General features: G+C 43.7%; 29 protein-coding genes and 1 pseudogene. 4 read left to right on the top strand and 26 right to left on the bottom strand.

What is annotated here, in order from left to right; genetic code table 11:
- Nucleotides 1-129: 129 nt before the first annotated feature.
- From AB4138_RS06405 to AB4138_RS06345, 13 genes and pseudogenes are all read right to left on the bottom strand, one after another.
- Nucleotides 130-354 carry a hypothetical protein gene (locus AB4138_RS06405; protein WP_017061807.1) on the bottom strand — a complete coding sequence of 75 codons (225 nt, stop codon included), beginning with the start codon at nt 352-354 and terminating at the stop codon, nt 130-132.
- 132 nt (nt 355-486) lie between these two features.
- Nucleotides 487-1002, bottom strand: a complete 516-nt coding sequence (locus AB4138_RS06400; RefSeq protein WP_372305354.1) for an adenylate kinase — start codon at nt 1000-1002, stop codon at nt 487-489.
- Between the two features lie 259 nt (nt 1003-1261).
- Nucleotides 1262-1726 carry a DUF302 domain-containing protein gene (locus tag AB4138_RS06395; protein ID WP_017066540.1) on the bottom strand — a complete coding sequence of 155 codons (465 nt, stop codon included), beginning with the start codon at nt 1724-1726 and terminating at the stop codon, nt 1262-1264.
- 200 nt (nt 1727-1926) lie between these two features.
- Complete coding sequence (locus AB4138_RS06390; RefSeq protein ID WP_065583645.1) at nt 1927-2448, bottom strand: GNAT family N-acetyltransferase; 522 nt, start codon at nt 2446-2448, stop codon at nt 1927-1929.
- 69 nt (nt 2449-2517) lie between these two features.
- Entirely contained in the window at nt 2518-2775 is a 258-nt protein-coding gene (locus AB4138_RS06385; protein ID WP_372124891.1) for a hypothetical protein, read from the bottom strand.
- Nucleotides 2776-2978: 203 nt separating this feature from the next.
- On the bottom strand, nt 2979-3560 hold the full coding sequence (locus tag AB4138_RS06380; RefSeq protein ID WP_017070700.1) for an HD domain-containing protein: 582 nt from the start codon (nt 3558-3560) through the stop codon (nt 2979-2981).
- A gap of 129 nt (nt 3561-3689) precedes the next feature.
- Nucleotides 3690-4106, bottom strand: coding sequence for a VOC family protein (locus AB4138_RS06375; RefSeq protein ID WP_372305351.1), 417 nt, complete (start codon nt 4104-4106; stop codon nt 3690-3692).
- A 119-nt stretch (nt 4107-4225) separates the two neighbouring features.
- The gene (locus AB4138_RS06370; RefSeq protein ID WP_050649969.1) at nt 4226-4570 is read right to left on the bottom strand and encodes a VOC family protein; all 345 of its coding nucleotides are present in this window, start codon (nt 4568-4570) and stop codon (nt 4226-4228) included.
- 77 nt (nt 4571-4647) lie between these two features.
- Entirely contained in the window at nt 4648-5118 is a 471-nt protein-coding gene (locus AB4138_RS06365) for a GNAT family N-acetyltransferase (RefSeq protein ID WP_017070703.1), read from the bottom strand.
- A 36-nt stretch (nt 5119-5154) separates the two neighbouring features.
- On the bottom strand, nt 5155-5454 hold the full coding sequence (locus AB4138_RS06360) for a hypothetical protein (RefSeq protein WP_372124914.1): 300 nt from the start codon (nt 5452-5454) through the stop codon (nt 5155-5157).
- Nucleotides 5455-5580: 126 nt separating this feature from the next.
- A pseudogene (locus AB4138_RS06355) lies at nt 5581-5862 on the bottom strand (glyoxalase); the annotation flags it as partial.
- 78 nt (nt 5863-5940) lie between these two features.
- Nucleotides 5941-6666: a pseudouridine synthase gene (locus AB4138_RS06350; protein ID WP_372124889.1), complete on the bottom strand. Its 726-nt coding sequence runs from the start codon at nt 6664-6666 to the stop codon at nt 5941-5943.
- The gene (locus AB4138_RS06345; RefSeq protein ID WP_012604036.1) at nt 6639-6800 is read right to left on the bottom strand and encodes a hypothetical protein; all 162 of its coding nucleotides are present in this window, start codon (nt 6798-6800) and stop codon (nt 6639-6641) included. The genes AB4138_RS06350 and AB4138_RS06345 overlap by 28 nt, the downstream gene beginning before the upstream one ends.
- Before the next feature lie 208 nt (nt 6801-7008).
- Between AB4138_RS06345 and AB4138_RS06340 the strand changes: the two genes are divergently transcribed.
- Entirely contained in the window at nt 7009-7410 is a 402-nt protein-coding gene (locus tag AB4138_RS06340) for a YkgJ family cysteine cluster protein (protein WP_004733901.1), read from the top strand.
- A gap of 53 nt (nt 7411-7463) precedes the next feature.
- Here AB4138_RS06340 and AB4138_RS06335 read toward each other — a convergent pair whose 3' ends face one another.
- The 10 genes from AB4138_RS06335 to AB4138_RS06290 all read right to left on the bottom strand — a co-directional run bounded on the left by AB4138_RS06335 (nt 7464) and on the right by AB4138_RS06290 (nt 15246).
- Nucleotides 7464-7865 (bottom strand): NUDIX domain-containing protein, encoded by a 402-nt coding sequence (locus AB4138_RS06335; protein ID WP_372124887.1) that lies wholly within the window; start codon nt 7863-7865, stop codon nt 7464-7466.
- 228 nt (nt 7866-8093) lie between these two features.
- The gene (locus AB4138_RS06330; RefSeq protein WP_372124885.1) at nt 8094-8474 is read right to left on the bottom strand and encodes an STAS/SEC14 domain-containing protein; all 381 of its coding nucleotides are present in this window, start codon (nt 8472-8474) and stop codon (nt 8094-8096) included.
- Between the two features lie 121 nt (nt 8475-8595).
- Nucleotides 8596-9090 carry an HAD family hydrolase gene (locus tag AB4138_RS06325; protein ID WP_136982728.1) on the bottom strand — a complete coding sequence of 165 codons (495 nt, stop codon included), beginning with the start codon at nt 9088-9090 and terminating at the stop codon, nt 8596-8598.
- A 130-nt stretch (nt 9091-9220) separates the two neighbouring features.
- Nucleotides 9221-9685, bottom strand: a complete 465-nt coding sequence (locus tag AB4138_RS06320) for an ASCH domain-containing protein (RefSeq protein WP_017059207.1) — start codon at nt 9683-9685, stop codon at nt 9221-9223.
- A 262-nt stretch (nt 9686-9947) separates the two neighbouring features.
- A complete protein-coding gene (gene glpQ, locus AB4138_RS06315) occupies nt 9948-11003 on the bottom strand; it encodes a glycerophosphodiester phosphodiesterase (protein WP_372305346.1) in 1056 nt (351 codons plus the stop codon).
- Between the two features lie 77 nt (nt 11004-11080).
- Nucleotides 11081-12454, bottom strand: coding sequence for a glycerol-3-phosphate transporter (gene glpT, locus AB4138_RS06310; RefSeq protein ID WP_029235174.1), 1374 nt, complete (start codon nt 12452-12454; stop codon nt 11081-11083).
- Between the two features lie 505 nt (nt 12455-12959).
- Complete coding sequence (locus tag AB4138_RS06305; protein WP_017059204.1) at nt 12960-13214, bottom strand: DUF3297 family protein; 255 nt, start codon at nt 13212-13214, stop codon at nt 12960-12962.
- Between the two features lie 242 nt (nt 13215-13456).
- Entirely contained in the window at nt 13457-13891 is a 435-nt protein-coding gene (locus AB4138_RS06300; RefSeq protein WP_017059203.1) for a GNAT family N-acetyltransferase, read from the bottom strand.
- A 66-nt stretch (nt 13892-13957) separates the two neighbouring features.
- On the bottom strand, nt 13958-14092 hold the full coding sequence (locus AB4138_RS06295) for a hypothetical protein (RefSeq protein WP_017059202.1): 135 nt from the start codon (nt 14090-14092) through the stop codon (nt 13958-13960).
- 23 nt (nt 14093-14115) lie between these two features.
- On the bottom strand, nt 14116-15246 hold the full coding sequence (locus AB4138_RS06290; protein WP_372124880.1) for a PcfJ domain-containing protein: 1131 nt from the start codon (nt 15244-15246) through the stop codon (nt 14116-14118).
- A gap of 235 nt (nt 15247-15481) precedes the next feature.
- Between AB4138_RS06290 and AB4138_RS06285 the strand changes: the two genes are divergently transcribed.
- The 3 genes from AB4138_RS06285 (at nt 15482) to AB4138_RS06275 (ending at nt 18509) form a co-directional block, all read left to right on the top strand.
- A complete protein-coding gene (locus AB4138_RS06285) occupies nt 15482-15904 on the top strand; it encodes a universal stress protein (RefSeq protein ID WP_017063967.1) in 423 nt (140 codons plus the stop codon).
- Nucleotides 15905-16197: 293 nt separating this feature from the next.
- Nucleotides 16198-17769, top strand: coding sequence for a cryptochrome/photolyase family protein (locus AB4138_RS06280; protein ID WP_372305343.1), 1572 nt, complete (start codon nt 16198-16200; stop codon nt 17767-17769).
- The gene (locus AB4138_RS06275; protein WP_372305340.1) at nt 17769-18509 is read left to right on the top strand and encodes an SDR family oxidoreductase; all 741 of its coding nucleotides are present in this window, start codon (nt 17769-17771) and stop codon (nt 18507-18509) included. The genes AB4138_RS06280 and AB4138_RS06275 overlap by 1 nt, the downstream gene beginning before the upstream one ends.
- A gap of 147 nt (nt 18510-18656) precedes the next feature.
- On the opposite strand, the gene AB4138_RS06270 is transcribed toward AB4138_RS06275, so the two are convergent.
- From AB4138_RS06270 to AB4138_RS06260, 3 genes are all read right to left on the bottom strand, one after another.
- On the bottom strand, nt 18657-19541 hold the full coding sequence (locus AB4138_RS06270) for a PA4780 family RIO1-like protein kinase (RefSeq protein WP_372305337.1): 885 nt from the start codon (nt 19539-19541) through the stop codon (nt 18657-18659).
- A 160-nt stretch (nt 19542-19701) separates the two neighbouring features.
- Nucleotides 19702-19836, bottom strand: coding sequence for a DUF2256 domain-containing protein (locus tag AB4138_RS06265; RefSeq protein WP_081324519.1), 135 nt, complete (start codon nt 19834-19836; stop codon nt 19702-19704).
- 275 nt (nt 19837-20111) lie between these two features.
- A complete protein-coding gene (locus AB4138_RS06260; RefSeq protein WP_372305334.1) occupies nt 20112-23828 on the bottom strand; it encodes an AAA family ATPase in 3717 nt (1238 codons plus the stop codon).
- Between the last annotated feature and the right edge of the window lies 1 nt (nt 23829).

Here is a 23829-nt window from a genome sequence, read left to right as displayed (position 1 = left end):
CAATAATTAACTATTCGCATAGGCTACTAGAAGTTCATTCAATGAAAAACACGGTACAATTTGAATTATTATCAAATGAAAACGGATAATTAAAGAAGAAGAATGTTGAAGTATTAAGTAGGTTAAAGGCTAATCAAGGTTGTCCGGTGTACGTAAATTGGTTCCACACTTTGTACATTTATAGTCACCGTTTCCGCCACTTGAAGCTAGCGACGATAAAATCATTCCAAGCAACCCTGGCTTCTTTTCATGTTGTGGCGCTTTTTCGGCTTGGTTACTGAACATAGTGTACTTGTGCAGTGTCAGTTCCTTACAGTTACTACAGAACGCTCTCGTCTTCTCACTTCCATACATAATATCTATCTCCTTAACTCAAAGCACAAACTAAACATATGGCAAATATGCCACACGTAGAGTTAAATCTAAATATTTTCATGAAGTTATGAGTAAGTAAGAGCGTTTTAAAGAAAAGTAAACTCTCGACTGTTAAGTGAAGTGTTGGTGAACAAAGTTATTCAATTCAGTCACGCTTCTGATGATATAAACCTCTTTCTCTTTAGCGCGCAATTCTAACTGCGCTTTAAAGTCGTCATTCCAAAATTTAGGACACAGTTTTAGTGTCTTATAACTTTGTATCGTGCCTCTTATAACTGAACTTCCATCAGGCCAGCCTTCAGGTTTAACGAATAGACCTTTGAGCATTCTCTTGGTTACAAACCAGTAGCTAATTGAATAAGGAAGGTCGATATAAACCAAGGTATCAGCTGCATCTAAACGTGTGTTGAACGAGCCTAGAGGGCCAAAACCATCGATGATCCAGCTTTCTGACTTAAGTATGCTCTCATGAGCCTCCTCAAATACTTCACGTTCAACAAACTCTCCGTTGGCCTTGTAAACAATAGAGTCCAACTGGTGAAGCTCTATCCCTGTAGCTAGTGCTAACGCCTTGCTGACTGTCGATTTTCCACTCCCAGGCTTGCCAAAAACCGCGATCTTTTTCATATGACTTCCTCTATTCAGATAAAACCCATAAGACAGCGACAAAAAACCCACCTTACGGGTGGGTTCGATAAACAAAGCGCATCAACAATCCCACCATTCCTATGGAATGATGATAATTCGTTGGTTAGATTGCGCTAAATTCAGTTTCATAAAACTACTTTTATATACTGTTGCTTAGTTGTCAACACAATGACTATTGGGCGATATCATCGTCATATCGCACCCATTAATAGTCTTAATGAGTGCTTATTGATCTTGGTTATTTTGCTTTCTTTTTCGCCACTGTCGCTTCTGATAGCTTGCTTAGTACACCCGATACTTTCTTAACGACCTCGTCACAGCCATTGATCGCGTGACGCTCTACCAAGTAATTAGGATCGTTGTAAGACAACCATACTTTCTTATTAGAATCCTCAGTGACTAACACCTTCTGCGGTAAATCTATCGCGACTTCTTGAGCACATTGCATTAATGGTGTCCCTACTTTCGGGTTACCAAAGATGATGACTTCCGTTGGTCTCAATTCAAGATCGACCTTACTCGCGTTTTTCTGATGGTCGATTCTCGCAAACAAGGTCAAACCTTTGCTCTTGGCGATTTCTTCAAAGCGGTCAGCGGTCTCTTTCACTGAATAATTACTTTGGTATTTAATCAAACCATCAGAAGCCGCAGCTGAAAATGATGCCGAGAGTAAAATGGCGCATAGTGGTAGTAATTTTTTCATCGTCACCTCTGAGATTTAACCTAATCAAACTTACATTCATAGCGCCACTTCCAAATTCAGCGACGTAACCCATGTCAGTATAGACGCGATTCCATTCTCAGTTTGCAGAGAGGATCACTTTTCTAATGCGTCTTATTATCATCAATTTACCTAGGGTTTATTCACATCGTTAACTCATGGAGTAACTTAAAACAAGAGAGCTAATACATATAGCCAAGCCAATCAATATCCCCTAAAGGCCATTGTTTTCCGTTCAATGGCTTTACATATAGGTCATCAATTTCTTCAACAGCGACGCCATAACTAAGGTGCTCATGAAGTCTTAACCAAGAGTTAGTACTAGTAATTTGGATATACCCTTGTGAGGAATAGAAATCATGAAGATCTGATATCAAAATAATGAAATCGACATCCCTATTCTTTGCATACTCATCCAATTCACACAGCATAGATTTACCAACACCTTGCCCTCGGACATTCTCAGCAACACAAAAATCAATAACACCTAATACTTTGTAAGCACTGTCACCAACACTGACCATACGGTAATCAAGACCAAGGTAGCCGACGAGTCGTTCTTCACGGTATTGCAGAGCTCGCATATGAGGGAGTTGTTTATAATAAGAACGCTCTACCGGATGATCGGGGAAAGAGCTATTTCTCAGAGCGGTAATGGCTTGATGTTGCTCTTTAGACACTTCAATTTCGGATATGATTTCCATACAGGCCCTTGTAATTTCTGACTCATATTTATTATTGTCATGAGATTTACATCAAATGTTCATACCCAATCAGTGCCACGACTTAGTCCCACATTTCTCACATTGGTATTCGTAATCACTGTCTACATAAAAACCGGGAACATAATGGTCACCTCTAAACAATAACGTCACCAGGTATTCCATCAACACGCCTAACTTCCATTGTTTCTTTTCAGATTCAGCGTCCGCTTTAGATTCAGCATCGGAAGCGTTAACAGCAAGGTGCGGGGTAAGTGCGTTACACTGTTCGCAGTGATAAGGATGTTTAATATACTTATTATCAAGCATTTATATAAGCCAACCAATATTTATAAAGTTGATGCATACTAACAACTTATCACTCGGTTCTCGAACTTATTGTTGTCCACTAGATCTTTATTTGAAAGAAATGAGACACAAGGTAAGTGCCATGCATCTTGAATCAGTTACCATCGAGATCTCCCTCATTGAGCCGCTAAAGCTATACTTACGCTAAGGTATGAAATTAGCTTTTACTTTAATAACCCTTTGTCTGCAGCGCCTTCAAGTTGTACTTCTAGTTCTTTCCATAGAGCACGACTGCCTTTAGAAATACGCTCGCCATTGAAGGTCAGTACTTTGTCTTTAGATACGTTGTGCTTCTTCCAGCTGTGACCACCACCATGGATGTTATGAAGCAAAGGCGGCACTCTATCGATCGCCTTACCAAATCTGGCTTCTGGTGACTCACCTGCTTCGAACTCAAGCCATAAATCCAAATACTCGCTTCTTGAATGGCTCGGTAATGATTTCAGCAAGCGCTCAACGCAGTTTCTCTCTTTGAGCTTGTTTTCTTCGGTTTCACTGGCATAAATGATGGTGTCTCCGGCATCGATTTCCCCAAGATCATGAATCAGCAGCATCTTCATTACTCGCGTAATATCGATTTCTTCATTGGCATAGTCTTTCAACATGAGTGCGCTCAAACAGACGTGCCAACTGTGCTCAGCGGAGTTTTCATATCGATCCAATCCAACCGGTTTTGTCTGTCGATGAACATCCTTTAATTGTTCAATTTCGACCATGAATTGCAGAATGCCTTTGATTTCTTCCACGATAAGCTTCCTTAACTTAAGTTGATGATTGAGCGGTGCGGAGGGTTAACCTAGCGACAAAGAAGCGTTACTCCCAATGAACCGACATTTTGTAATACGCAACACCCGATGGTTGTGGGCTAAGCTTATCTACCTGTTAGCCATAGGGTGTTCAGGATTTAACTGAAGCAGATCCCACAAGTTACCGTAAAGATCTTCAAACACAGCAACGGTGCCGTAGCCTTGCTCTTTAGGCTCTCGGACAAAGTTAATGCCCAAAGACGTCATACGTTCGTAATCACGCCAGAAGTCATCGGTGTTTAAGAATAGGAATACGCGTCCACCAGCTTGGTTGCCGATGAAATCGAGTTGCTCTGGCTTGGAAGCTGTAGCAAGTAACAGGCTCACACCGGTTGAATTTGGTGGAGCAACAACAACCCAGCGCTTATCTTCTTCTGGCAGATACGTGTCTTCGATGAGATCAAACTTAAGCTTGTTTACATAGAAATCAAGCGCTTCATCGTAGTCTTTTACCACGAGTGCAATGTGGACAATATTCTGTTTCATAACATACCTTGTTGGGGTTTTAGCTGCGTGGAATGATGCCATGAAGCAGGTAAAGACACTAGGTGTCGCATCATAAATCGTAGTATCTCGTCCGTCACAATCTAAAAGGTATACATCATTTATAACTGCCAGAATCCGAGCTCGACGCCACCTTGAATGACAATGGCACACATCCCGTGACGTGGTAACTCCATTGGCGGCACCGCAACTTCGGCGCCTAGTTTCTCGGCGGCATTTACTGCAGACTGAATATCCTCAACCAACGTGTAATGACGAACAGTTGGTTCTTCAGTTTCACGAAGCGGTGCTCGAATGCCAATTACCCCGCCATTAGATAGCTTTGCAGTGCGCGCCCCACCAAGGTTCACATCTGCACCACTGAATTTCACATTGTAGAGCTGAGCGTATGTTGCACAAACGACATCGACCTCTGGGGTAACCACTTCAAGATATTGAACCTTCATCAAATTTCCTTCTCGTGTTCTTTAAGACTCTCAACCTGCATACAGCTGTGCAGGTGTTTCTCATCAATAATTTATTACTAAGCAATTCGACCGCGCATGATAAATTGCGGGCCTGCTGCGCCACCTAAATACTGTTGATTGATATCTTCGAAGCCGCCTTTCTTATAACAGTTGAATGCTGCCGGATTTTTGCAATTCACAGTTAAGTAAATCGACTCATACGCTGAGTAATTCGCTTTTAAATACGGAAACAAAGCCTTCACCGTGCCTGTTCCTAAACCTTTACCTTGCTGGTTTTTATCAAGCACAAAAGCTCTCAAGCCAATGCTTCCTTCAGGGCAGAATTCGTAGTGCTCTGCGTAAGCGATATCCAGCTTAAAGAAACCCACAACTTCGTTATCAGACTTAATCACGTGCAAGTGCGTCGTTTCACTGCCGTCTAATAAAAACTCTGCAGCTGTACCAGCGAACTTAACCTGTTCATCGGCGAGTTGGATGGCCTGAACTAACGCCACATGTGAATCTTCAAGCCTTTCGATAGTTATCATTGTTGTTCCTTCTGTATAACACGCACGAAAAACCGACTAGAGCTCATCGCTAGTGTCTCGAGAACCGTAGTTTGGGAAGTTGATATTAAGAACGTTATCGTCCTCAAGAGTGAATAGAACACTTCCATTCTCTACACCGGTTTCGTTTCTATCTGAACAGCCTAGAAACAGCTCCCAATCAAACGAATATTGAAGTCGGTATTGATTCGCATTGATGTGGAGAACGCCTTTGATTTTGATACCGTTCACCACATGTGCCATATCATCGATGTATGACAGATCAGGAATTAATTTTTCTTCGAATTCACGTTTATGCTCGGTTAAGAAATTGAGCAGTTCAGAACATAACTCGGAGCCATGAACCTATGGTTTAGACAGACTAGAAAACAACATTTCTAAATACTCCAAGGATTGTTTTGATATTGGGAAGATGCGCGCGAGTCTGTTACAAATTCAAGCTCAATCGGAAACGGTAACTTCAAAATCCGACACTACATTAGAGTTTTGGATGTGTTGATACCAACTTTTTACGTCTTCAACCAGCAAGTGCATCATGTAATTGTGACAGTGCGCAGGTTCATAAAAGTTTTGCAGAAGGAACGCACAACTGCCGTGTCGTAGATAGGCGATATCGTGAAATTCAGACTTCACTTCAAAGCCGATTGACTGGTAAAAACGCTTGGATAAATCGAAGTCTTTCGCGGGTACAAAAGACTTAGTTTCTGAGACTTTGAGGTTTTCCATCCTACATCCTTATAGTGTTGATATTCTGCTCCTGACCCGCTTAACGCTTTTAGTGGTTACAGCGTTTATTCAGAGCTCTTATTCAGAGTCTTGCTGAAATGAGTCGACTTCGGCTTTAGTTAGATAACGCCACTGGCCTGCTTCAACATCTAAACGAACATCACCAATCTGTTCACGGTGTAGGCCAACAACTCGATTCCCTACCGCAGCAAACATTCGTTTTACTTGATGAAACTTACCTTCTGTAATGGTCAACAGCACTTCTTTACTGTTAATCACTTCAAGCTCTGCCGGACGCGTCAGTTTTTGCTCGCCCTGCAATTGCATGCCCGCTTTGAACTTGTCAGCGACATCGTCTCTGATATCTCGTGACAATGTCACGCGATACACCTTCTTACACGACTTGGTTGGCAGCGTGATGTTGAATGACCAGCGCCCATCATCGGTAATCAAAACTAAGCCTGTGGTGTCGGCATCTAAGCGGCCTGCGATGTGCAGTTCTGAAGCTTTGTCTATCTCGATGTAGTTGAACAATGAAGGATAAACTTCATCGATATTGGAGCAGATAGTACCCGCAGGCTTGTGCATTAAAAGGTATCGAAATTCACGCAACTTAAGCGGCATGCCATTTAATAAGATGGTGTTGCTTTCATGAACCTGAGCTGATTCATCGGAGACTGTTTCACTGTTTACGTTCACCTCGCCATTATGGATGCGTTCAATCGCTTCAGGCTTGGTTAGGTCAGTGCTTTTACATAGATATTTATCAAGGCGCATTAATCGTCGGCACCACATTTTGCGCATGGCTTATAAGTACGTTCGCCTTGAGCAATCACCACATAGTCTCGAACGCAGTTATCACATAGCGCCAACTTTGGGTATGCGTCTTTCTGTTTCTTTGCGTTGATGTCGCCTTCGGTGGTGTATACGGTTCTCATTTTTATGCCTTGTTTTAATAACTTGCTAGGCGCAAATTGTATCATTGTTTACAGCCTTGTTTGGAGTGGTGTTAGGTAGTTAAAGTAATATTAAGTACTTCTATTTTAGGCTCCCTTCCCGAAACAGTTTAACCATGAACAACAAAGTCAACGTGCCACGCTTATCAGTGGTAAAATGATAAAAGCTCACCAACCAATGAAGTCACTAATGAAAAATTGTAATCAATGCGGGAAATGCTGTATCAAATACGGAGATGGTGACCTTGCCGCAACGCAAGAAGAGATTGATTTGTGGGAGCTGTTCAACCCAGACATCTTTGAATATGTTCGAGGAAGCGAGATTTGGTTTGACCCTGAATCAGGCGAACGTTTAACTCGCTGCCCTTTTCTAGAGCTAGTTCCGACGAAAGACACCAAGGCTCAAGCCAAGTACACATGCAGTATTTACTTAGACCGACCAGAAGATTGCAGACACTATCCAAGCTTGATTAATGAGATGGTACGAGATGAGTGTGAAATGATTGAGGTGGTGGATTTACAAGACACGAAGAAAGCTCAAAGGAAACTCGACCTGTTGATGAAAGACAGCCGCCCTTCAAGCTATTCGTAAGCGATGATCTTTTGAAGATCAATCTTCAGTATTAGCTAGTAGCCGCTAAAACCTTAAGACAAATACTGGTTCGCTTCTAACCAATCAAGCGCAACCAGTGCCGCCAATGAGCATACCGCTCTGTCGTTGCCATCAACAAACTTAAGCTCTTCGATTTCGGCATCTGGAGACAGTTCACCAGTATAATCAGCAAGGTAACAAGTCAATTGCACTGATACGCCTTCCGCTTTGCCATCAGCTTGGCCTGTAAACGTTTCAACGTATTTGATTGAATCAGGCACTAAATCTACTGAGATCTCTTCTTTGATTTCGCGAACCAGTGCTTGCTCGTCACTTTCGCCAGCTTCGCGCTTACCACCCGGTAGGTAGAACAGTTCTTTGCCTTTTGATCTCACCATCAACAACTTGCTGTCTTTGATGAATATCCAAGCCAGCTTATCAATTACCTTATGCATGTCGTTAGACCTTATTTCTGTTTTAGTTCTCGTTCTTACTGAATCAAGCCACACCATTAGTCGCGACCAAACAAAGCCTGGGTATGTTACACGCTGGAAGGAATATACTCTATTGAATCGAATAGGAAATATCATAACCAAAACGAAAAATGACAGCGTTCGAGACAATTCTCGTCAACTGTCATTGGCGATGTTTACGAACTGCTCTCTAGCTGCCCGCGAATAGTATCAATCGACTAGCCACTTAAGCGCAGAGTCATGGTCTTCGAATGACTTAATCTCACCGGACACAAACCAGCTCCCTACTTTTGAAGCGAATTCTTGCCAGCTTTTATCGCCGAAAATAGCAATCTTGTCTATCTTAGAATTGAGCTCTAATCCCAGTTTAAAATCATCCCAAGCTGCACGTAACTCCCATCCTGTTAAGGTTGAGATATCGACCAGCATCTTGAGTTTAGATGAATCGAGTTCTTCTAGCGTGGTATTTAGAATTGGCATCATTGCCTGATAGTCATCGTGTGTGAGTTTGCCTTTCGCTTTGAACACAACGATGGTTTCACCGCTAACACGTTCAATTCCAACCGATATTCCATGACGTTCGATACTCATAACCTAGCCCTCATAGTAGAAACTAGAGTTAGCTTAGAGGATTAAACAGCAAAGAGATGAGAGGTTTACGTCAAAACGGACAAGCGCTTTATCTGAACTTAATATCAGAGAGTTAATCGCGCTACTCCAACAGTTCGCTTAGGGATTGAACTTGTACGATACCTGGATGCTGTGACTTAAGCTCAGCACCTTCCGTGTTCAACCACACCGCTTGCAAACCCGCTTCAAGTGCTGGATAAATGTCTTTCTCTAGAGTGTCGCCTACCATGGTGATCTCTTGTGGTGAAACACCGAGCTTAGAAATAATGGCAGGATAGAACCCCGACTCGAACTTAGAAAAGCCAATGCTCGCCTTACAAAAGTAACCCAAGATATATTGAGACAGGCCAACACGCTCAAAGGCTCGAATGATGTCGTCTTTACTGGAATCACCAGCATTGGTAGCAACATAAACTAGATGAGTTTTCGACAACTCCCCCAGTAATGCACGAGCACCACTCACTTCTTGTACGGTTTCCCAGTCACACATCTTCCCTTGTGCGTCTGGGAAATCGACCATCAGCGTATTGCCCCAGTCGAATAAGACTATTTCTGTTAATTCGATTAGCTTTGTCATCTTGCCTCCTGCATACGATGAATTATCTAATGTTTAAGCGAGCCTATAAAAACTTCTCGGACGGTTAGGCTCATTATGGACAACCTTGTTACTGTTTATGGAGCACGATCTTCTAAACACAAAATACCCTTTATTGATAAACCACTTTGAAACGCTCCAACATAAGTAACATGTCTTCACTTGGTGAGATCTTGAGCTCTTCACATTCACGAGAGAAGAAGTTCCAGTGAGCTTCTTTCCACCATTCGAGTGTTTTGTCACCCTCGCCTTCGGCAGCAGCAAACTCCGCCGTCACTTCGTTATATTTGCACTGTGAGACTGAAGTGATCTCTACAATGCAAACTGGCTTGCCATCCCAGTCAGTGACGACTTGCAAGTGACCAACTACTGGTCTCGTCTCGCCTTCATGGCTGTACCAATATTCAAGGCTGCAAGACGCTTGTTTTTCACCCTTGAGAATTAACTGGGCGCAGAGGTTGGCGTTGTATTCATCAGCACAGTAATAGTCGGCACTAAAAGAGGTGTATTGCGAGGCAACGTCTGCTGGTAATGTGTTGAGGTAGCTATCAAGATAAGCTTTGCTTCTTTCTTCCATGATCTTTCCAAATTCAATATCAGGTTGAGCCGATAAACACTTATAGATTAAGCATCTGGCTGCATTGGGAGTAACCTATCAAGTCAGGTTATAGCTGTAAACCGAGTGAATATCAAAATGCGGGCTGAGAAAGAAGAATATAGGTAGGATTTCGAGGCCAGTACAAGGAGATCCAAAAAGTGAAAGAAGAGCCAAAAGCACCTTTAGTCGGTGCTTTTGGCTCTTAGTATCTCGTTACTAATAGCTCGTAACTGACGGGGTATTAACGGTTCAAGAAGTCGACCGCTTTGTCTGGGAAGTCGGTAAACACACCATCAACTTTGACTTGGTTGTAGAAGACATCCAACATGCCATCAAAGTTATCAGCATAAGCTGGGATTCTTCCTGGGTCAGCACGGAACGTGTACGGGTGAACATCTAAGCCCGCGTCTTTTGCTGACTTCATTAACGGTTTAATAATGATGTTATCTTTGGTCGATGCATCGTCCACCAACATTGGCTTCCAAGGACCAATTCCTTCAGCATAACTCGCCACTTTTTCAATGCCACCAGCTTCAAACATCCAGTCATAACTGTACGGCGTTGCTTTGTCACCTTGGTACGTCATGGTTTCATTCCAATCTGTATAAGCCATCAACTGAACGAGCTTAAGATCCATTTCCATCGCTGGCATGAGCTCATCGTTAATGCGTTGAAGTTCATTGGCGTCAAAACACTGCAAATACACTTTGTCGTCTTTTGATAGGTAACCATATTGATGCAAGGTTGCAAGCACAGCTTTTGAGATATCTTTGCCTTCGTGACGATGGAACCAAGGTGCTTTAATTTCAGGATAGATGCCCACGTCATAACCTAAGGTCTTATTTAGGCCTTGGATCAGCTCGATTTCTTCTGCAAAGGTAGCGACACGAAAATCAGACTGCCACATTGGGAAGCGCGTTGGGTACCCTGCCACTCTTTTACCTTGGTCATCGAGGTTAAAGCCTTCGGTCACTTTCAGGGATTTAATCTCAGCGAGCGTAAAATCAATCGCGTAGTAACGGCCATCTGAACGAGCACGTGTTGGAAAGCGATCCGCGACATCGGTGACTCGGTCTAGATAATGATCATGCAAAACCACCAATTGGTCGTCTTTGGTCATCACGACATCTTGTTCGATGTAGTCGGGTTTCATTGCATAAGCGAGCGCTTTAGCGGGTAATGTGTGTTCAGGTAAATAACCAGAAGCACCGCGATGCGCAATCACTAAAGGATCTGCTAATGCATTTGCAGATAAGCTTAGTGCTAATAAGGTCAGAGACAGTGACGTTGTTTTCATTATTGTTTCCCTTGATAAAACAGAAGCAGGATATACCTGCCTCTGTTGTTATTTATAGATGTGATTCAGTAAATACACTACTGAGCTAGCGCTTCTCTCTCTCGTTCGAGATCTTTTTGTTTATGGTGCGCACGCTCACCTAAGAAGGCGTAAAGCAGACAGATGATTGAAGCCACACAAGCGCCGACCAAAATAATGAAGCCGCCATCCCAGCCGTAATGGTCAACCATAAAGCCGAGTATTGCGTTCGCAGCAACCGCGCCACCTAAGTAACCAAACAAACCCGTTAGACCAGCCGCTGTACCCGCTGCTTTCTTAGGCGCAAGTTCCAGTGCATACAAACCGATCAGCATTACAGGACCATAGATAAGGAAACCAATCGCAACCAGTGCCAGCATATCAACCGTTGGGTTACCAGCTGGATTCAGCCAATATACCAACACAGCGACTGTCACTAGAACCATGAACAAGATACCTGCAGGTGCACGTCGGCCTTTGAATAACTTATCTGAAATCCAACCACACAATAAGGTGCCAGGGATACCTGCCCACTCATACAAGAAGTAAGCCCAAGATGATTTATCTACAGAGAAGTCTTTTGCTTCTTTTAAGTAAACTGGAGCCCAATCGAGTACGCCATAGCGGATAAGGTAAACAAACGCATTGGCAATAGCGATTGACCACAACAGCTTGTTAGAGAAAACGTACTTAAAGAAGATCTCTTTCGCCGTCATTTCTTTCTCATGAGACGTATCGTAGTCGTCTGGGTAATCGTCTTTGTGTTCTTCAATCGGTGGTAAGCCGCAAGATTGAGGTGTATCTCTTACAGTAAACCAAACAAAGACAGCAACGAGAGTGGCAAAAAATGCAGGAACATAAAAAGCGGTTCGCCAATCGTCGTTAAAAGCCCACAGCCCCAACAAGAACATTGGGCCAATCAAACCGCCACCCACGTTGTGAGCAACGTTCCATACTGACACTATCTCACCACGTTCTTTTCGTGACCACCAGTGAACCATGGTTCGTCCACAAGCTGGCCAACCCATACCTTGGAACCAACCATTCAAGAACAGCAGGATAAACATCGCAGTGATGCTGCCTGTTGCCCAAGGCATAAAGCCAAAGCAGAACATCACCAGTGCCGACATTAACAAGCCACCGCTGAGGAAGTATCGAGGATTAGAACGGTCAGAAACACTGCCCATTAAGAACTTAGATAAGCCGTAAGCGATAGATACCGCCGCTAATGCAACCCCTAGTTCTCCACGGCTAAAACCTTGTTCAATGAGATAAGGCATCGCCAAACTAAAGTTTTTACGGACTAAGTAGTACCCCGCATAGCCAACGAAGATGCCAAGAAACAGCTGCCATCGTAGTCGTGTGTAGGTGCTATCGATCTTATCTGATGACAAGCGATCGATATGCGCCATAGGTTTGAATATTCCAAACATAGGAACCTCATAATTATTGGGCGAAGGAAGAATTTAAATGCTCGAACGAAAAAATCTAGCGCTCATTCGAAATCAAGGGAATTGTATGTGCTTCAGGATTAATTTCTGTGATAGAGGTAGTTATTAACAAAAAATAACTTTAAATACAGCATATTAGTTTCATTTAATTAGACTGCGCTTCATATTTTTGTTTGTATCTGTTTAATTAAACATCAGAACTTTCGAGTACGAATAAATCCAAAAAGAGCGAGCGAACATAAATCAACCAACAACAACTTTGTTATTACTGCGAATGCATAGTGAATAACAACAATTTTGGTTGAATCTGTGGAGTTATGAAGGTGGTTTGGGCTATTGGTTAAAGAAGTTCGCTAAAATCAATGCAAACAAAAAGGGTCTAGATTTCTCTAGACCCTTTTAGGTAATAACGCTTGGTGGCTTGATGTTGGCTAATTAAGCAAACATTAGCTAATTACTCGAAGTATTAGCTAGCCACACGACGTGATTATGCGTCGATGTAAAAAGCTTCTACAGTGCCTTTTAGAGTAATAAGCATTGGCTGACCAAAACGATCTAGCGCTTTTGGAGAAGGGATCTTAACCCAACCTTCGCTGATGCAGTATTCTTCAACATCAGTACGCTCTTTACCATTTAGACGAATGCCGATTGGGTATTCGAAACACTCAGCAACGTGGTGTGGGCTGCGTGGGTTGCCTGCAAGATGATCTGGTAAAGCTGGTCTTGAATTAGTATCGCTCATGTTCATTACCTGTATGTACGTAAATAAAAAAAGTGCGTCATTCTAGTCAATATAGGCTTTGTGCTCAACAACTGCTGCAATAAATCGTCTTGATCGTTTTAATCAACAGCTAGTTGTTTGATTTAAAGGCGATATCGGCATGAGTTTCAACGAAAATTTAACAGGTTTATGCATTATGGATGAAAGGGAGAAATTCATTACTCGAACGGCAGATAAACTAATATCAGGCTTTTATTCCGAGCTTATCGATTAAGCTCAATACTCATCACTTTATGGTTCGGTTCTGATTCGATATTTACGATTGACCAACCTAGCCCTTGGTAGAGACCCATGATATTGGTGTACGCGTAGAGTTGAGTTTGCACTGCAGAAGAAACCTGTCTGACACCACGATTAATCAGTTCACTGGCAATGCCTTGACCGCGCCATTGAGGGTCGACAAACACAGCGTTGATCCACACTACATCACGAACTTGGTGAGGTTCTTGAAAATAGGAATACGCCAAGCCACCAATGACCACATTATCGCGAAGTACTGTTATTACTGGAGGGAGTTGTACGTTTTCTTTATATGTATCTTTAAACTTGAAATCAGACCATTCACTTTGAAATAAGCCCTCTAACTCATGCCAATAAGGTGAGTTTTCATCGCAATTTCTAAAGATTACTTTCTGCATTTTTCCGTCCTTTTAAAGAGAGTAATTCGGCTATCCTAGCCTTGTTTAATCTAAGTGTAAGTAAAGCTACTCTTCTTCGTCGTAATCGTCTGCTGGGTCTTGATTAATTTCTTCGCCGCATCCTAGGCATTCGCCTTGCAGATCCGTAGGCATCACAATAATCAAACCACAATGAGGGCAAAGATCGCCTTGTTGAAACATCCTGTATTCCTTCTACTTAATGGCTATTGCTTAGGATATTTTTGCTTACTCGCTTCTAGCCAGTCGTGAATCACTTGGCGAGCGGATTCCGACGGAGGTGCATTTCGTTTTCCGCAGATTTGGTCTATTTCAAAAGGAAATGCTTTGCTCGGGACGCGGCGTAAACCTATGGTTAAACGCTGAGGCTTGAGCATGCGGAACACCACATAACGATCGCTCATGATTCGGTTGTGATACACGCCAATACAGTGCTTCTGCTCGATGCCTTCGTGTTCAAGGTCGTAATAATCCGTGAGCGGATGAATGTTGTCATTGCCAAGTAAAGGAACGGGATAAGGGATGTCTTTATCCATTGGGCAGTTACCCTCCAAGCGTCGTAATTGGCGTTGCTCCGTCCAGCGGTCATGGAGTTGTTCAAACATCGCAAAAGAGTTCTGACTGGTAATCGCGCGCAGTGGATCATCCATCTCCAAATCTTGCCCTAGCAATATCGCATCTTGGAACATCGCCATCTTCGACGGTGCGTTAAGTCTGCCCTCTTCCACCATTGCAATCCCTAGCCTGCTACCAGTTAGAAATGGATGAACTTGGTCCAAACGCAGGGCTGTGTATCCAACTTTTGAGTAATGCTTAAACTTAAGGACTCGTCTTTGCAGCGGTTCGAGAATACGAACAATGTGGTCGAGTTCATCACCAACATTGTAATGAAGCTCTAGCTTGTCGATGAATTTGAGTGTCGCCTTGCTGCCGTCTAAGCCCAACTTGGTAAGGATCTTCTTCTGCCCTAAGCGACTTAGTACCAGTGCTTTCTTGTTGTCGACACTGTATTTCATGCAGATCAAAGCCAAAATAACAGGCCTTAATTCAAGCAATTGCGCGGCTTCATAAGTATTCGCAGCAAGCCACAACATCTGGTATTGGTATTCTGGAAAGTCGTCGGTGATTTCACGATAACGCGCAGGTAATGAATTTAGCCAACGACCATTCACGTCAAACTGTTCAACAAGGTTGAGGCTCAGCCCAATGCCTCCATCAAGCGGTCGTCTACCATCTTCAAACACATGAAAGCCGACGAGCTTTTGAGACCAGTCTCGGATCTCAATATCGTAGTCGAAACCTAATGTTCGAGTGGGAATGGTTAGTAGTGCTGTCATTGATGCCTCTTCGTTATTGGCGCATTGAACTATCAAGCCTATCTAACAGCATAAGCTAGCGCTTCAACCACTATATCAACCTTTTGTAAATTTCTTACCAATCAAAGCGATATAAATACGATAGTGCTTAGAAGAACATTGAATGATGATTTTACGGAATATGAGATCTCTTCGATATCATTTGCGTCAACAGAAACTATGCTTGTTACATAACTCACAACAAGAGGCTTTAATTATGGATTACCGACATATTCTGGTCGCACTTGAACTGTCTGACGACACCAAGATTCTCATTGATAGAGCGACCTTCTTCGCTGATAAACTGGAGGCTGGCATTTCATTTGTTTATATCGATGGTACGCATGGAGAAATTTATCCAGAGCTCGTTGATATTCAGGGAAATGACGGTGATTTACCCATCAATGAAGATGCCGTTAAGCATTTGAAAGAGTTTGAAGCCTACGCCAAACACCCAATCAAGCACATTTTCGTGGGAACGGGTGATTTGAACGATAAGCTCAAAAATGCCATCGAAGCAAACGGCGTTGACCTATTGCTGTGCGGCCATCACCATGATTTTTGGCATAAGCTCATCTCCCATTCTAAACAGATCATCGATACTTCCCCTATCGATATTCTCGTTGTTCCAATGGAATAGAAGCTCCAGTTCGACACTCAAAAATAACCGGCTTTGCCAACCTCTATCGGTATTATTGGTTGGCTTGATATCCTCTTCAACACACTCATCCTGACCGAAATCTCCTATTTCCCACTTAGAGTAATCATTTGTGATCTTGTCAGCCTATCAACTCGTAAGCGTCTAATAATTAACAAATCACGTCATTTCGATTTGAATCAACGTACTGAAATGTACGACCCAGACCATGCCTTCATCAATCAATGGACAGGCGGTAACGCAGTCACAACAAGCCTCACAAACCAGGACGCATTATGAAATTTAAAACGGTACGACTTGTATTAGGTGACCAACTCAACATTGAGCATTCATGGTTTAGACAGGTTAACGATGACGTTATTTACATCATTGCTGAGCTAAAACAAGAAACAGATTATGTTGCCTCTCACGTTCAAAAAGTGGCCGCGTTTTTCTGTGCGATGGGTTACTTCGCTAACGAACTCAAAGAACAAGGTAATCAAGTACTACACCTTACTCTTGACGACACAACGCAATTTGAAAACCTAGACACACTTTTAAAGCACTATGTACACGAATTCGGCGCAGAGAAATTCGAATATCAAAGGCCAGATGAATATCGCCTCTTAGAGCAGATGAACAAGCTCAAGCTCACCAATGCGACCAAAGGTTGTTGTGATACAGAACACTTCCTCTTTCCATTCGAGGAGATAGAACAACAGTTTCCGAAAGACAAACACATCATGATGGAACACTTCTATCGCCGAATGAGAAAACGTTTCGACATTTTGCTAGAAGACGGAAAGCCCGTTGGCGGAAAATGGAATTACGACGCGAACAATCGAAATAAGCTCAAGAAACAAGACATCGAAAACCTACCTCAGCCGCTGATGTTTACCAATGATATAACCGACATTTTGCAACGTATCGAACGTCACCAAGTACAAACCATTGGTCAAGTCGGTAACCAGTTACTATGGCCGGTGAACCGCGCACAAAGCTTGTCTCTACTCGCTCATTTCTGCCAAGTCTGCTTGCCGTTATTTGGGCAGTTTCAAGATGCGATGACGACAGAACACGACTCTAAATGGAGCTTGTATCATAGCCGTATTTCGTTTTCTTTGAACAGTAAACTGCTGAGTCCTAATGAAGTGATTGATGCAGTACTGTCGGCCTACCAAGCATCCAGTATTCGAGACAGCTCTTCAAATAAACCGAGCATCGACATTGCACAGGTCGAAGGGTTTGTACGCCAAATATTGGGGTGGCGAGAGTACATACGCGCCGTCTATTGGGCGAATATGCCTGCTTACGCCAACAAAAATCATTACTCAGCAAACAACAAACTGCCCCATTACTTTTGGGACGGACAAACCAAGATGAACTGCATGAAGCATGCGATCGACCAGTCTCTTGAGTTTGCTTACGCGCACCATATCCAAAGGTTAATGATCACTGGCAACTTCTGTTTAATCACAGGCATAGACCCTGACCAAGTAGACAGTTGGTACCTCGGTATTTACGTCGACGCGATTGAGTGGGTTGAAATGCCAAATACGCGAGGTATGGCACTGTTTGCGGATGGCGGGATCGTCGGAACCAAACCATACTCTGCCAGCGGTTCCTATATCAACCGCATGAGTGACTACTGCAAAGGCTGTCACTACAAGATAAAAGAACGCAGCGGCGAGCAATCTTGCCCTTTCAATAGCTTGTATTGGCGCTTTATGGACCAGCACCGCGATGCGTTAAACCGCAACCCACGTATGGGCATGTTATATCGCTCTTGGGACAACATGGATGAGCAATCACAACAAGCGATTCTCGATACTGCTGAACAACGAATCACAAACTTGGAGAACTTATAATGGTGGAGCAACTCAGATTACACATATTGGTGGTCGGTGGGAGCGGCGGTATTGGTTTCGCTGTGGTTAAACACCTATTATCTGAGCTCTCTCGGTTTGATTTTCTTGATGTACATGTAGACGCGACTTACCACTCTCAACAGCCGGAACTAGAAAACAATCGCTTGAGCTGGCACAAAGTCGACGCCACCGACGAAGCTGATATTAAGCGCTTGAGTTCTGAGTTTGAACAACTTGATTGGCTGATCAACTGCGTGGGTATGCTCCACACTCCAGATCTTGGACCGGAAAAGAACTTGTCGTCCATCGACCCTGAGTTTTTCCTCAAAAACATCTCTGTGAATACCCTGCCCAGCTTGTTATTAGCAAAACACTTCACGCCGATACTTAAAGCGAGCGACAATCCAAAGTTTGCTGTGGTATCCGCAAAGGTTGGCAGTATTTCAGACAACAGATTAGGCGGTTGGTATAGCTACCGCTCATCGAAAGCAGCCCTAAATATGTTCATCAAAACCATGTCGATCGAATGGCAACGCACCATTAAGAAAGGCACCGTGTTGGCTCTGCACCCGGGCACGACAGACACAGCTCTGTCGAAGCCTTTTCAGACCAATGTCCCTGAAGGTAAGTTGTTTGAGTCAAGCTATGTCGCCCATCAGTTGGTCGATATTATTCGCATTGCCACACCGGATAACAGTGGGCACTTCTACGCTTACGATGGTGAACAGTTAAATTGGTAGTTGATACGAGTGTCCGTCTTTCATTAGTGCTAAAAAAGAAAACCCAACAGAGTTGAAACTCCATTGGGTTTTTATTTAGAAAGAACGCCTCTGTTTTAAAAGGCGTTTGGTTGATATCTAGCTAAAGATCAAAAACGATGATCACGACTACTCAGCCCAATTGAACTTGCTGTCGTCTACACCTTCTTTTTCTTCTTTAACACGCTCGCGTCGGTGTTGTTCTTCAATTCGCGCAGCGTCTATCTCTTGCATGATGGCTTCGATATCAGCCAAGTCGTCGGTTTCCGTAAACTCACCCGTCAGTTTGCTGTCTGGCTTCAAGTCGCCTTTCTCGTACAGCGCCCACATTTCCTTGGCATACTCGGTTTTTGCCAGTTCAGGAGCAAACTGAGCGTAATAGTCACGGATGTTATTGATGTCACGAGCCAGCATCCACTCAGCGTTGTTGTTAGCCGAAGCGTCAACCGCTTGTGGTAGGTCGATAATTACTGGACCGTACTCATCCACCAATACGTTGAACTCAGACAAGTCACCATGGATCAAACCAACACACAGCATTTTAACTACGTAAGTCATCATCACGGCGTGGTCTTCGATCGCTTGCTCTGCTGACATCACCACATCGTTCAAACGTGGTGCAACGTAACCCTCATCGTCAGTGACCAGCTCCATAAGCAGTACGCCATCAAAGCAACCATAAGGGACAGGCACACGAACACCCGCTTCTGCCAGTTTATATAAGGCATCCACTTCAGCACTTTGCCAAACCTTTTCTTGTTGTTCACGACCAAAGCCAGAGCCTTTTTCCATCGCTCGTGCACGGCGGCTATTCCGGACTTTTCGGCCTTCACGATACGCGGTCGCTTTTTTAAAGCTGCGTTGGCTAATTTCCTTATATACCTTGGCACAACGGATCGTATCGCCGCAGCGCACAATGTACACCGATGCTTCTTTGCCACTCATGAGTTGGCTTGTCACCTCGTCGACTAAACCGTCGTCAACTAAAGGCTGTATTCTTTTAGGTATCTTCATGCCGCCTTTATACATCACTTATCTTACAGATAGAAATATTAACTTGAGAAATGAATGACGAAACGATTAAAGGATCATCAAAATTACGACAAAGGAAGGAAATATTGGAGTTAACGGGTTTAGATCATGAGGATTGACCTGATCTATTCAGATTATGGGACTAAGACTTATTACGACGACAACGTTCAGAACAGTAGATCACGTCATCCCAACAGCGCTGCCATTTTTTACGCCATGCGAAAGGCTTTTGGCAAACAGGACATATCTTAGTCGGTAAATGGGGTTTCTTGTGCATGGCCGTTCCCTTCTTGAAGCATCCACTTCCTGCGTTTACTAGAGATTCCCTATTACGCTCGTACCTCGCTTTAGAGAATGACGAAGGCAATACGAACAAAGCCTAGTTCTCTATGACGTTCGTTCCTGACTTTAAGGAGTGACTGCGTAGTGATTTGTGACTACTCCCGACTCCGTCATCCTCGAGAAGGAGGAACGACTGAGTCGGGGATCTGCTTCATCTAGCTCTGTTTCTATTTCTGCGCAGATAAATTTAGCAAGAACCAAAGTAACAACCTAAGCAACAACCTTGTACTGTTTATCCATCTCACTCACACCTAAGCCTGAGTGTTTTGTCACTTTAAGCTGAACGGGTACTCGCTCTTTCAGTGCTTCAACGTGACTAATGACGCCAATCATCTTGCCTGATGCATTCAAGTTATCGAGAGCGTTTAGAGCAATGTCCAATGTGTCACTATCGAGCGTGCCGAAACCTTCATCTAAGAACAGAGAATCAATACTGGTTTTGTAGCTCACAAGATCAGAAAGCGCTAATGCCAACGCCAAGCTCACCAAGAAGCTTTCGCCACCTGATAAAGTCTTTGTATCACGCATCACATCGCCCTGCCATGTGTCGAGCACTTGCAGTTCTAAACCATCGTCGGCTTTACGTTTAAGCTCGTAACGACCATGCAAACGTTGTAGCTGCTTGTTCGCAAGGTACACCAAGTTTTCCAATGTTAAACCTTGGGCAAACTTACGGAACTTGTCGCCGTTCTTAGAGCCAATAAGTGAGTTCAAACGAGAGATATCATCAAACTCGACTTGTTGCTCATCAATTTGCTTAAACAGATCTTGTTGATTACTGCGGTTCTGGCTATCCGTTTCAAGATTGGCAGAAATTGCACCGATCTTGGTCGCATGGCTTTGCTGTGCGTTTTGACACTCAGTCGTCGCTTCTTCAACTTGCTGTTGGTCTTGCTCTTGCCATGCTTTCGCATTTTCGTGATTTAGTAGATCCACTTGTGTCGCTTTGGCGGCGTTCAACCTAGCTTGCGCACTGACAATCGCTTCGTCTAAAGACTTCTTCAGGCTTTGAAGTTGAGTTCTAACCTCTTCATCTAACAACGCTGCTTCAAAATTAGCCTCATCTTCGAACGGGCTAGTTTTCAGCGCTTCTAACCAAGCATTCGACGCTTGTGTATAGCTCGATTGCTTACTGACTAACTCGTCCGAGAAACCAGTGTGTTTGGTTTGCTCGGTTCGATGTTCAAGTTCGCTGCGGTTAAGCACTAACTGCGCGGCATCAAATGCATTTACTGCTTCAGTGACTCTTTGCTTCATCGCATTGCTGGTGGCTTGAATGTCTTTGTCACCAAACAACTCTGTTCTTTCAGCCGTTACACGAGTGAGTTCTGACACTAAAGACTCACTCTCTTGCGTCAGTGTCGCGAGCTCTTTCTCAACACTGCTTAGCTTGTCGTCTAACGTTTTCAATTCGGCATTTTGAGTAATCAGTTGCTTCTCAATATCGGCCTGTTGCTGTTTGGTTTTCTGCCATGTGCTTGATGCTTGCGATTTCGCAGTAAACCAATCATCGATATGTTCAAGTTCAGGCGCTTCGATAGAAGTTTGAACAATGCTCTCTTTCAAAGCGTTCCATTGCTGCTCTTTCGCTTGAGTTATCTGAGTCACTTGTTCGTTTGCGACTTGGTTTTGCTTATTCAGATCCGCTAAGCGTTGCTCGGCCAACTCGAGATTCGATTGTGCCTTGTCAGCCATAACACTTACAGACAGACGTTGTTTCTCAGCTTCGGCATAATGCGCTTTAGCATCACTCAACGCTTTGAGTTGCTGTGAGATCTGACTTAGTTGAAGTTCACACTGCTGAGCAAAGGTCGTAACCGTAGCTTCATTTCCTAAATCGTTAATCGCTAGCAGCGCCAGTTCAGGAGCCGTGCCAACAAAATCCGATAAATTCTGTTGAAGCTTGCCGACAACGCCTTGCCAATTCAATTGAGCCTGCTGAATATCCGCTTGCGCACGTTGAATATCATCGTTCAACGCTGCAATCATAGGGGCAAGAGAATCTAACTGCTGACGATGCTCTTGGCCTTCTTTTTTGATAGCCGTTAGCTCTAGGTTTTCTCTATCTTTTTGAGCAACCAAATTTGCAATATCTTGAGACTGTTCAATCGCATGGTCTGTTGAACCACACAGTGGGCATTCAGACCCAGATTCTAGAGCTGCACGATATTTTGCTAATTCACCTTCTTGATCAATCAATCGCGTTAATCGCTCAAGCGAAGTCTCTTTCTCTTTATATCGCTCCACCAACACTTCACGCTCTTTCGAAAGCTTGTCGACCAACTGGGTGTTGGTTTGATGTGCCTGTGTTTTCACGTGCAGCTGTTGTTGGGCATTTAGAAAACCACGGTTGATCTCAAGTAATGAGTGCGTATTGCGGTTCCAAAACTCCAACAGATCTTTTTGCGCATTCAGCACCTGCTCACTGATGTTGCCTTGCAATGCTTCCCACTGTTGCTTTGCGCTACTCTCTAGCACAACCAATTCAGCTAAGGCCTTATCTTGCGTTGCTTTAGCGTCTTGCGCAGATTTGATGATCGTTTGCTGAACATCAACCGCAGACAAAGCTTGCTTCGCTAAGTTCAACTGTTCTGAATGCTGACGCTCTAGAGTACGAACTTGCTCGACCTTTGCTTGCCATTGACCTAGGTATTTTTCCAGGTGTTGGTCAGCTTGATGCGTATTTAAATACTCAGTGCTGAGTTGGTCTTGTTGCTTCAGTGCATCTGTTTTTTGGACTAAAACAACCTGTTGATTACGCTGCTGCGTATGTTGCTCATTTAGCGTATTCGCTGCATTAACGGCCGCAGTTTGTTTATCTTTGAGTACGGCAATTTGGTTGTCGAGCGGACGCACGAGGTCGATGATCTTCTCTTGTTCTTGTTGCTCGTTTTTCGCCTGTTGGACAATCGCACTGCTTTGCGTCAGTTTAGTTTGCGCGTCTTGCTTTTCTGCATCACGAACGGCAAGTAACTTGGTACTGTTATCTAGGTGAGCTTGAGTAGTGTTCACCTCTTGTTCGCAACGCTTTAGATCTTTGTGCATTGGACGCAGCTTTTCAGCCGGCTCACTGTTTGCCAAACGCTCTAATGAATGTTGATTACGGTCTAGGTCATCTTGAGCTGTTTTCAGATCGAGCTCACTGGTCGCAATAGTTTGCTCAGCTTTGGTCACGTCTTTCCACCAGCTTAGATGCGCTTGCCACTCTTTTAACTGTTCGGCAAAACGCTTCTGCTCTACTTCTAGCGTTTCACGCTCTGCGGTCAGCTCTTGGATTTGCTCTTCAGACAGTAAGCTCACACCTTCGGCTTTCGCTTTAAGGTGATTAAGCGACTCTTCACTCGACTTAAAATGATCGTAGATACGCTCTGAAATCAGGCTATAAACTTCGGTTCCCGTCAGCTCTTCAAGTAGCTCAGCACGGTCGTTAGCATTGGCATTTAAGAACGCCGCAAACTCACCCTGAGACAACATGATGGATTTAGTGAAGCGTGAGAAATCGAGACCCGTGACCTGCTCCACCAACTTGATCTTCTTAGTGAGCATGGTCTCTAAGACTTTGTCGGTGTCCGCATCGGCAAACTCGCACGTTGGCGTTTGCAATGCGCCATCGTGTTTTCCACGCGCTCGCTTTTGGTGGAAATTAGATCGGTACGTTTTACCTTGAACGTCAAATTCCAGTTCAGCAAAACACTCGCCCGTACCACGAGTCATTAATTCATTATTACCTTTAGCAATGCTTTTCAAACGCGGTGTGCGATGGAAAAGTGCCAAGCAAATCGCATCAAGAATGGTGGTTTTACCCGCCCCAGTTGGACCAGTAATTGCGAACAGACCGTTTTCTGCAAACGGCGATTGGGTAAAATCGAGCTTCCAGCGCCCTTTCAAAGAGTTCAGGTTTTCAAATTCTAGGCTTAAAATCTTCATA

This window comes from Vibrio sp. 10N.286.52.C3, from assembly GCF_041468865.1.
In the GTDB taxonomy this organism is placed as follows: domain Bacteria; phylum Pseudomonadota; class Gammaproteobacteria; order Enterobacterales; family Vibrionaceae; genus Vibrio; species Vibrio crassostreae_C.
This window is presented reverse-complemented; position numbering and strand designations above follow the sequence as displayed.